The organism is Polaromonas sp. P4_F9 (genome assembly GCF_056401235.1).
Map to the genome: position 1 here is coordinate 63,267 of NZ_JBFUJT010000032.1, position 9,539 is coordinate 72,805.

The following is a 9,539-nucleotide window of genomic DNA, read 5'->3' on the forward strand; positions in this document are numbered from 1 at the left end:
ATGTTTAACCTTGTTTCCAGGAGAACCCCATGAAGCTGCCCTCACGTTTCCCGTCCGCCCGCGCCACCGCGGTGTCCCTGGCCGTTGCGGCCGCCAGCCTGTCTGCCGGCCTGGCCATGGCGCAAACCAAAACGCTGTACATCGGCATGAACGGCGGCACGATGGAGAAAACCTACACCGGCCATGTGTTCGGCGCTTTCGAGAAAGCCAACAACGTCAAGGTCGTGGTGGTGCCCGGCACCTCGTCAGACATTCTGGCCAAGGCGCAAGCCAATAAAGACAACCCGCAGATGCACGTCATGTTCCTCGACGACGGCATCATGTACCGTGCCATCGGCATGGGCCTGTGCGAGAAGATGCAGTCCAGCCCGGCGCTCAATGACCTGTTCCCCACCGCCCGTTTCAAGGGCGACATGGCCGCCGGCGTCAACGTCGGCATGACCGGCCTGGCCTACAACAAGAAGATGTTCACCGAAAAAGGCTGGGCTCCGCCCACCTCGTGGATGGACCTGGCCGACCCCAAGTTCAAGGGCAAGGTCGTGTTCCAGTCGCTGTCGTCTTCCACCTTCGGCCTGCACGGCTTCCTGCTGTTTAACCGCATCCAGGGCGGCACCGACAAGAACGTCGAGCCCGGCTTCAAGGCCTGGCCCACCACCATTGGCCCCAACGTGCTCGAGTACATCCCCAGCTCGGCCAAGCTCGCCGAGATGGTGCAAACCGGCGAGGCCGCCATGTTCCCGCTGACGCCCACGGCCGTCGGCGTGCTGAAAGACAAGGGCCTGCCGGTCGAGTACGTGCAGCCAAAGGAAGGCTCAGCCGTGCTCACCGTGGGCGAGTGCGTGATCGCCAGGAACAGCGAGCCCGCACTGGCCCACAAGCTGGCCCAGTATCTGTTGTCACCTGAAGCGCAAGCCGCCGCACTCGAACACGGCGACCAGATTCCGTCCAACCCCAAAACCAAGGCTTCAGGCACCGCCGCCGCGCTGGTCAAGCAGATGAACGACTATATGAAGACCGCCGTCACGGTCGACTGGGACGTGATCAACGAAAACCGCCCTGCTTGGAATGCGCGGTGGAACAAGACGGTTGAGCGTTGAGTTGGTGATCTGCTGATTCGGCGAGTGTGTGACTGGCGGGTGAGAGCGGGGGGAGTTCGCGCCTTTTCTGCCAGCTGCGCCTGGTTGGCGTTTTGATGGAAATGAATTGGCGTTGAGCCAAATATCAATAGGCATGGTGCGCTACTAAAAGTAGAGCAAGTTGTCGTTGCACTCTCGCGCTTTAGCCGAAGGGCTTCAGCGGGAGTCGTGCCAACGATCAGAAAAGCTTCCACCTCGACCTGCTCCATCTTGCGCGGATGCCGCATCGTGCCGCCCCGACCAGGCAAGCGGAGAAAAAAAGCGCGCCCGGTACAGATAAGATTTTTTGGTTTGCAGGCTATAGTGAAGAAAACGAACCCGCTCGCGCACTGGTCAAACAGTCGGGGGGCTTGAAAAACAGGGACGGCGACCTTGCCAGAATCGTTATGCCTGTACATGAATACGGCAGACTGGCGTAACCCTATGACAACAGCTTTTTTTCGAATTTGGTACGCCATGTTATTCGGCAGTTTTGCGGAGATATAACAATGACCAAGAGAATCTCAAGTCTGCTCGGTACGTGCGCACTCGCATCTCTGATGGGTTGTGCATCGAACCCGTCAGTTTCTTCCCTTACCTCCGCTGAACGGCAAAGGGTCGCCGAGATGGTAGTTCTCAAAGCGGGTGCCATCCCCAGAGAGAGCTATCAGATACTCGGAAGCGTCGAAGGAATCGCCTGCAAACGCAATCTTTACGCTAGCGGTTCACCCAGCATGGAAGAGGCTATGCAAGGCGCTCGCATTCGAGCAACTAAGCTGGGAGCTGACGCAGTAACGAACATGGTCTGTGAAGACAAGCGGGAAGTTGATTGGGGGCGAAATTGCTGGCAGACAATGGTTTGTGTAGGAGATGCCATTCTTGTTCCTGATAAATCGCTGCTCTCCCAACCAAAGGCACAATGAGCGGTGAATCTGAAAATGCTGCCCAGCAGGGCGCTCCAGCCTCCAGCGACTATGGAATATGACGAGCGCGCCGCCGCAGCCAAACGCGCAGCAATAGAACGAGCTGCCGAACAGGCGCGGACGGTACAGGCAAACCTGTCGGATGCAAACATCAGGGCAACTGTCGAAGCGTTCTCGCGCGTCACACCTCCCGAAGAGCCGGAGATATCGATCGGGCTCATTACTATCGAATCCCTCTATAGTTCTCCTAAGGCAGAGTCGCGCAAGCCCGGCAATATTGTCCTGAACTGGCGAAAGCTCATCGACATAGTTCCTGATGTATCCCTCGCGGGCCTCGGCGCGGCCACTCTTCCCATAGCACCAGCTTGGTCGGCTGTTCTTGCGGGGTTGTACGTCTGGAACAAGATCTGGCGCGGGAGCGTTGAAGAGTTCAATGATGCCGAAGCAATCACAGTATTGGCACTTTGGAGGAACCGAAACGCAGAGAACAGGATTATCGAAGATGAAGGCTTCAAGAAGACAAACGAGCTTCGCGCCAGCTACTCCTTGCCTGCACTCACGCAAGGTCAATTCATATCGATCATTGATCGCCTCGTACGAATCCAGTGCATTGAGCTCAAGGACGGAACCATATGGCTCCGAGAATGGGTAAGAGTCAAATACTCGTAGAGGCCAGTAGCAGGTGACGCCCAACCAGTCGCTCACGCGGACATGCCGCACATGGCCTTCATTTCATTTTTGGCCATGCGCGGCATGCCGGCGCGTGTCGCTTAGCTCAAACTACAAGGGCATTTCCTAAATGCTGCAACATCAACGGTTCGTCGCGCATATCGATGTTCTCGGTATGTCCGCGCTTGTCGCGAAGGACGCGGAGCTTGCTTGGCGCCTACTTTCCTCACTGGTAGAAGCGCGCAACGACGTTCACCAAACCGAGATCACGTTTCTCGACACCGCCGAGAGGGTCGCCGCGCCCAGCCAAGTTCACGCGGTTACGTTCTCGGACACCATCGTTTTGTTCAGCAAGGGAAACAGCCTGACCGACCTGCGCCTGATCGTGATCATGACGACTGAGCTTTTGAACAAGGCCCTTCATCTGTGCGTTCCCATCCGGGCTGGCATCGCCGTAGGAACATTCTTCTTCAACCTCGAAGAGTCCATGTATGCCGGGCCTGCCCTCATCGAGGCCTACCATCTCGGAGAAGATGCCCAATGGATTGGTATCGTCGCGTCGGAAGAGGTCTATCGGAGGGCGGTCGAGTGCAAGTTCCAATCCGGCAGTTCTGACGTTGTTGTACCGAGCAACATTCCCGTCGAAGGAGGTACTCGCGACGGGTATGCCATCAACTGGCCGGCGATCATGCGCAACAACATCAGTGCACCGCTTCCGGTTACCGCGGAGCAAATCTACGAAGGATTCGCACAGTACTTTGGCCCGTATGCTTCTTTGCCGCCAAAGGTTCAGTCCAAATATGAGCACACCGCTCAGTTCATCAACGAGAGGGGAACCTAACCCTTTTACTGGGACTTCTCACGTAGTCAAGTATCGGGTGCGACAAATTTTTCCTTGGTGACGGTTTTTCTGCGCTGGCGTGAAGTGAAGCTGCCATTGGCTGGGCACGCAGTCGTGCATCAATAACAAAAAAGCGAAGCCCGGCGTCGCGAAGACGACTGCCTTCGTAAGTTTCCTGCTTCACACTATTGGGTTATGAATAAACACCCTTTTGACCAGGCCCTTCGGCTTGAAGCCGCCGGCAGTGACCGGCCCAACACCTGGCAGAGGCCAAAAATCCGGCACACTTCGGGCATATCTGAAAAATACCCCACCGTGAATCATCAAGGCTTGCGCGCGTGTGCTCGGCCGCTTGAAAAACGGGTTTATATACAGCCTCGTTAGGCGCTTACGAGTTTTACTCGTTAGTGGAGAGATTTAGTTGAACACCAAGGCTTACCTCGAACGCATCAACTATCGTGGCTCGCTTGCGCCTACTGCTGAGACCTTGCGCGAGTTGCAAGTCGCGCATCTGTTGGCTGTGCCTTTTGAGAATCTAAGTATTCATGCCAAAGAGCCGATTGTTCTTGAGGATGAAGCTCTGTTTACCAAGATCGTTGAGCGTAGACGCGGCGGCTTCTGCTATGAGGCCAACGGTCTGTTTGCCGCCTTATTGCGTGGACTGGGCTTTGATGTGGCTATGCTGTCAGCCGGAGTTGCGAAAGCAGAAGGCGGGTTCGGCCCGGACTTCGACCACATGGCGCTGATGGTTTCGTTAGATCGGCGTTGGCTTGTGGACGTGGGCTTTGGGGATTCGTTCCTTGAGCCGCTGCTGCTTGATGACCGGGGCGAGCAAGTGGAGGGAGAACGCACCTACCGCATTCTTGAGGATGGTGCTCACTTGATTCTGGCGCGGCGTGATAGTGGGGAAGAATGGAAGGCTCAGTATCGCTTTACCTTACAGCCCCATGAGTATGCCGACTATGCCGGGATGTGTCGCTACCACCAGACTTCTCCGCAGTCGAATTTCACCAGAGCACGCATCTGCTCGCGGGTGACCGAGGAAGGGCGCATTACTCTGAGCGGAATGCGTTTTATCACAACGTCTAAGAATGGCGAACGGCAAGAGCGAATCTTAACGAGTCAAGATGAGTACGCAGACATACTGCGAGAGCATTTTGGCATTGGAATGACAAGCTAATGCTGTGAGACTCTTTGTATTTACGCTGCGCTTAACAAGCAATACCACTGATCAGCAATCGATCGTGAAAACACTGAGAAGACCATGAAAGCACAAGAACGCGATGATCTGCTYCAGGTACTGAAGGCTCGCTTCGAGAAGAACATGCACCGACATGTCGGAATCGCATGGGCAGAAGTACAGGCCAAGCTCGAAGGCAATCCTGATGCACTTAGGTCGCTACAAGGAATGGAAGCCACGGGTGGTGAACCGGACGTCATTGGTCAGGACAAAGAGTCCGGTCACTTCACCTTCTGCGACTGCTCCCCAGAAAGTCCCACAGGACGCAGAAGTACCTGCTACGACGTTGAAGCGCGTGAGTCCCGGAAAGAGAACAAGCCAGAGAACAGCGCAGTCGAAATGGCCGCCGCGATGGGCATTAACCTTCTGACGGAGGAGCGGTACCGAGAGTTGCAGAAGCTCGGTGACTTTGATACGAAGACTTCCAGCTGGATCAAGACGCCGTCTGACGTTAGAGCACTCGGTGGAGCCATCTTCTGTGATCGACGCTATGGCAAGGTGTTCGTTTATCACAACGGCGCGCAGTCGTACTACGCTGCCAGAGGCTTCCGCGGGTCACTTCGAGTCTGAATCTTGTGCAACGCAGCGCCGGTGCCACCGTAGTTTGTTATCTTTCATCTCAAGTCTTAAACCCTTGCCCACCATGCTCTCAGCCTTCAAACCCACCATCTATATCCAGGTCTCACCGGAGCGCCTGACGGTCAGGAATGCGAAGACTGGAGAAACGATTTCGGAATTGCCCGAGCTTGCCATTGCGCAAGGTGCCAAGCCCAAGATAGTTGGCGTTGGTGCGGAAGCACGCAGCCGGCAGTCTTTGTCGGTGGAGGTGGTCAATCCTTTTGCGCATCCCCGCTCGCTGGTGTCGGATTTCACAGTCGGTGAACAATTGCTCAAGGCCTTTCTGCGGCGGCTTCGGACGAACTCAATATTCGCTCCGGCTCCAAGGGTGGTGCTGCATCCGCAGGGCGACCCGGCGGGTGGTTTCACGCAAGTTGAAATTCGCGCGCTTCATGAAATGGCGCTCGGCGCGGGCGCGTCGGAGGCGGTCGTGTGGCAAGGCCGCAGCCTCACGGATCAGGAGCTCCTTGCCAGGGACTTTCCAAGTGGGGGGCAACTGCTTTCATGAATAAGCTGGCCAAGGCCGGGGTTTGCGCAGTAAGTAGGTGACGGCCGGTTCAGAAGCGCGAAAGAAACGCTTGCATGGCCATCAGGGCTGAAATGCGGCAAACTTGACCCATGTTCGCAAAATCAAGAAACCACACCCCTCGAGTCAAGGCGCTCGTGCACTTGCGTGATGGAATCAGGTTTTTATACAGCCTCGTTAGATGACTCAGTTTCAAGGAAGGAGAATACAGATGAACAAGTTGGTAAGCTTCAGTCTCGCATTCTTGGCTTTGGTAATTAGTTTGCCGTCGATGGCGCAGGATCCCGGTGTCGCAAAGCCCGATTTGCTCCTGAGAGAAATCGTGCAAGGCATGCCTAAGGGCGAGAGGCAGGAGGTGCGCGTCCTCACGGCAACCCTCAAGCCTGGCGACAAGACTCCGTTCCATACACACCGGTTCCCCGTAACCGTCTACATCCTGGAAGGCACATTTACATTGGAGATGGAGGGGCGCGCGCCAGTCACAATGAAAGCCGGTCAAGCGATGGTGGAACCGCCTCAGGTGAAAATGACGGGTTACAACCGCAGCAGTACCGAGCCGTTGCGGGTAATGATTTTTTACGTGAGCGATCCAGACACACCGTTCCTTGACCCCATACACTAACCAGAACCTTGCTGAGCGTTTGGGTGGCGAGCGATGAGGTGTGATCATCTAGCTTTAGTTTGAGCGGACGCGCCGGAAGCGCCGCGCCAAATCGAACGATCGTAGCGGCACGCCGCTCAACAAGATGTTAGAGCCCATGAAAGCCGTCGCCAAGCTCCTACTCGTTCTGCTCTTCGGCGTGGTGCTCTTCTGCGTGGGTGAGGTCCCTTTCATTCGTTGAATAGCCAAAATCAGGTACGCGAGAAATTGGTAAAGGTGCCCGCCAAGACCACGTCAACATTCCTGAGGCACCATCAAAACGCTGGAGGCGAAATGTTCACCAACAAACCGGAAGAAGCAGTCCAGGCATTCTTTGATGCATTCAACCGCGGGGATATTGATACCGTCGTTGCCCTCTACGAGCCAAAGGCAACCCTGGTGGCACAGCCAGGTCAGATAGCCGAGGGGCACGCGGCCATACGTGAAGCGCTGAACGGGTTTCTCGCGATGAAGCCGACCTTGATCCCTGAAAAGAAAACGTTGGTAGCAGCCGATGACATCGCGCTCTCGGTAGTGCGATGGACGCTCAACGGGACGGGTCCTGACGGCGCGCCAGCGCGCATGGACGGCGTGACCTCAGACGTATTGCGCAGACAGGCCGATGGCAAGTGGCTCTTCGTGATCGATAACCCCTGGGGCGCTGGCGTCCTGGGTTGACCATCCGGCCTCAAATCACGAAAAGGCGCAGCCCGGCGTCGCGCAGACGACTGCCTTCGCCAATTTCCTGCTTCACACTATTGGGTCATGAATAAACACCCTTTTGACCAGGCCCTTCGGCTTGAAGCTGCCGGCAGTGACCGGCCCAACACCTGGCTGGGTGCCAGCAGCCCGGCCTACTGGAACATGGTGGGCCCGTTTGGCGGCACCACCGCGGCGACGGCTTTGCAGGCGATCTTGCTGCATCCGTCCTTGCTGGGCGAGCCGATCGCCCTGACCGTGAACTACGCCAGCGCCATGGCTGAAGGGCCGTTCAGCATCACCGCCACGCCCGTGCGCACCAACCGCTCGACGCAGCACTGGACGGTTGAGCTGCTGCAGGCCGATGCGTCGGGCGCGGAGGGGGTGGTGATGACGGCGACGGCGGTGACGGCCGCGCGGCGCGAGACCTGGAGTGCGAACGACACGCTCATGCCCGCTGTCGGGTTTTCAGATACCTTGCCTCAGCTGCGGTTCGGCTCGTCCGAGTGGACCCGCCGCTACGACATCCGTGTGGTGCGCGGCATGATTCCAGAGGTCTGGGATGGCGGCGACCAGGGCGGTGAAGAGGGCAGCCTGACGCAGCTCTGGGTGCGCGACGAGCCGCCGCGCCCGCTGGACTTTTTCGCGCTGACGGCCATGGCCGATGCGTTTTACCCCCGGGTCTGGCTGCGCCGCGCGACCCGGGTACCGGCCGGCACGGTGTCGATCACGGTGTACTTCCATGCAGACAGCCGGCAGCTGGCGCAAAGCGAGGGGCATTTGCTGGGCCAGGCGCGGGGCCAGAACTTCCGCAACGGCTTTTTTGACCAGACCGTGCAGGTCTGGAATCAGGCGGGCGCCCTGCTGGCGACCAGCAGCCAGATGGTGTACTACAAGGAATAACAAGGAATAAACTTGACCGGCATCGATCGGTCTATAAGACTACAGGACTATATTTTCGGCATCGCCATGGGGCTTTCCGCACCTGGCATCCCAACCCTGAAATCATCATGAACTCATCATCTTCCAGCACATCTTCCAGCACATCCGCCGGCGCCATTCCCGAAATCCTCAGCCATGTCGAAGCGGGCGTGATGACCATCACGCTGAACCGCCTGGACAAGAAAAACTCCATCACCGCCGCGATGTATGCCGCCCTGGCCGACGCGCTGGAAGCCGCCCACCACGACAGCGCTGTGCGCGCCGTCGTGATCCAGGGGCACGAAACCATTTTCTCGGCGGGCAACGACATTGGCGACTTTTTGAATAAGCCGCCGTCCACGCCCGATGCGCCGGTGTTTCGTTTCCTGCGCGGCATCAGCAGCTTTCCCAAGCCCCTGGTGGCCGCGGTGTGCGGCCCGGCCGTCGGTATCGGCACCACGCTGCTGCTGCACTGCGACCTGGTGTATGCCGGGGACAACGCCGCGTTTTCCATGCCCTTTGTCAATCTGGGCTTGTGCCCGGAGGCGGCGTCGAGTTTTCTGGTGCCGCAGCTGATGGGCTACCCGCGTGCGGCCGAGGCCCTGCTGTTGGGTGAACCCTTCATGGCGGAAACCGCGCTGGAGCTTGGCCTGGTGAATCGCATCGTGCCGCCCGCCGAGGCCAATGCGCTGGCGCAAAGGCAGGCCCTCAAGCTGGCCGCCAAGCCGCTCAGCGCGCTGATGGAAACCAAACGCCTGATGAAGAAAGGCCATGCCAGCATCGTGGCCGAACGCATGACCGAAGAGGCTGACAGCTTCGGCCGCATGCTCGGCGAGCCGGCCGCGCGTGAGGCGTTTGGCGCTTTCATGGAGAAACGCAAGCCGGACTTCTCAAAAGTGTGATTCCATTTCTACTTCAATGCGATATGTCGTTGCCCCGCCTTGCCGTGCTACAGCACTGTCTGCGGCGGTGCGCCTAATCTCGCCTCGAATTAGAAATGGAATGCGGCGGCGGGACGGGCTCGGGGGGTATCCAGAAAAAAGGCCTGTCTCCGCTGTCGACATGAGGTGGTGAGCAATCAAAAACATCGCAAATTAAAACAGCAACCATCTTGAATGAAGACATTAATTCGTTACTGCAATAGCGTTGTTCCAGGGCGACCTGGTACGTGCGATGGCGTTCAGGATGACCAGCAGCTTGTGCATGCAGGCCACCAAGGCGACCTTCTTGGGCTTGCCGGCGGCCAGGAGCTTGGCATAAAAGGCTTTGAGTACTGGATTGAATCGGGTACCCACCAGGGCGGCCACATACAGCACGCGACGCACATCGCTTCGCCCGCCGAAGATG

General features: G+C 57.6%; 11 protein-coding genes and 1 pseudogene. 11 read left to right on the plus strand and 1 reads right to left on the minus strand.

From position 1 onward, the window contains the following. Positions 1-29: 29 nt before the first annotated feature. From AC1DUB_RS22820 to AC1DUB_RS22870, 11 genes are all read left to right on the plus strand, one after another. The gene (locus AC1DUB_RS22820) at positions 30-1,097 is read left to right on the plus strand and encodes an ABC transporter substrate-binding protein (protein ID WP_477731451.1); all 1,068 of its coding nucleotides are present in this window, start codon (positions 30-32) and stop codon (positions 1,095-1,097) included. Positions 1,098-1,624: 527 nt separating this feature from the next. Next, positions 1,625-2,038 (plus strand): Rcs stress response system protein RcsF, encoded by a 414-nt coding sequence (gene rcsF / locus AC1DUB_RS22825; RefSeq protein ID WP_477731452.1) that lies wholly within the window; start codon positions 1,625-1,627, stop codon positions 2,036-2,038. Positions 2,039-2,089: 51 nt separating this feature from the next. After that, complete coding sequence (locus tag AC1DUB_RS22830; RefSeq protein ID WP_477731453.1) at positions 2,090-2,707, plus strand: hypothetical protein; 618 nt, start codon at positions 2,090-2,092, stop codon at positions 2,705-2,707. 130 nt (positions 2,708-2,837) lie between these two features. After that, a complete protein-coding gene (locus AC1DUB_RS22835; RefSeq protein WP_477731454.1) occupies positions 2,838-3,548 on the plus strand; it encodes a hypothetical protein in 711 nt (236 codons plus the stop codon). 421 nt (positions 3,549-3,969) lie between these two features. Continuing rightward, positions 3,970-4,728 (plus strand): arylamine N-acetyltransferase family protein, encoded by a 759-nt coding sequence (locus AC1DUB_RS22840; RefSeq protein ID WP_477731455.1) that lies wholly within the window; start codon positions 3,970-3,972, stop codon positions 4,726-4,728. An 84-nt stretch (positions 4,729-4,812) separates the two neighbouring features. Next, the gene (locus AC1DUB_RS22845; RefSeq protein ID WP_477731456.1) at positions 4,813-5,358 is read left to right on the plus strand and encodes a DUF4256 domain-containing protein; all 546 of its coding nucleotides are present in this window, start codon (positions 4,813-4,815) and stop codon (positions 5,356-5,358) included. A gap of 34 nt (positions 5,359-5,392) precedes the next feature. Next, entirely contained in the window at positions 5,393-5,914 is a 522-nt protein-coding gene (locus AC1DUB_RS22850) for a rod shape-determining protein (RefSeq protein WP_477731457.1), read from the plus strand. A gap of 229 nt (positions 5,915-6,143) precedes the next feature. Then, positions 6,144-6,554 carry a cupin domain-containing protein gene (locus tag AC1DUB_RS22855; protein ID WP_477731458.1) on the plus strand — a complete coding sequence of 137 codons (411 nt, stop codon included), beginning with the start codon at positions 6,144-6,146 and terminating at the stop codon, positions 6,552-6,554. 312 nt (positions 6,555-6,866) lie between these two features. Further along, a complete protein-coding gene (locus AC1DUB_RS22860; protein ID WP_477731459.1) occupies positions 6,867-7,250 on the plus strand; it encodes a YybH family protein in 384 nt (127 codons plus the stop codon). 87 nt (positions 7,251-7,337) lie between these two features. Next, on the plus strand, positions 7,338-8,174 hold the full coding sequence (locus AC1DUB_RS22865; RefSeq protein ID WP_477731460.1) for an acyl-CoA thioesterase: 837 nt from the start codon (positions 7,338-7,340) through the stop codon (positions 8,172-8,174). 155 nt (positions 8,175-8,329) lie between these two features. Then, a complete protein-coding gene (locus AC1DUB_RS22870) occupies positions 8,330-9,094 on the plus strand; it encodes an enoyl-CoA hydratase (RefSeq protein ID WP_477731462.1) in 765 nt (254 codons plus the stop codon). 222 nt (positions 9,095-9,316) lie between these two features. On the opposite strand, the pseudogene AC1DUB_RS22875 reads toward AC1DUB_RS22870, so the two are convergent. After that, positions 9,317-9,539, minus strand: a pseudogene (locus AC1DUB_RS22875) (IS110 family transposase); the annotation flags it as partial.

Coding starts and splice junctions, on each gene's coding strand:
- AC1DUB_RS22860 (WP_477731459.1), top strand. CDS start 6,867: ATGTTCACCAACAAACCGGAAGAAGCAGTCCAGGCATTCTTTGATGCA.
- AC1DUB_RS22820 (WP_477731451.1), top strand. CDS start 30: ATGAAGCTGCCCTCACGTTTCCCGTCCGCCCGCGCCACCGCGGTGTCC.
- rcsF (WP_477731452.1), top strand. CDS start 1,625: ATGACCAAGAGAATCTCAAGTCTGCTCGGTACGTGCGCACTCGCATCT.
- AC1DUB_RS22865 (WP_477731460.1), top strand. CDS start 7,338: ATGAATAAACACCCTTTTGACCAGGCCCTTCGGCTTGAAGCTGCCGGC.
- AC1DUB_RS22835 (WP_477731454.1), top strand. CDS start 2,838: ATGCTGCAACATCAACGGTTCGTCGCGCATATCGATGTTCTCGGTATG.
- AC1DUB_RS22830 (WP_477731453.1), top strand. CDS start 2,090: ATGGAATATGACGAGCGCGCCGCCGCAGCCAAACGCGCAGCAATAGAA.
- AC1DUB_RS22855 (WP_477731458.1), top strand. CDS start 6,144: ATGAACAAGTTGGTAAGCTTCAGTCTCGCATTCTTGGCTTTGGTAATT.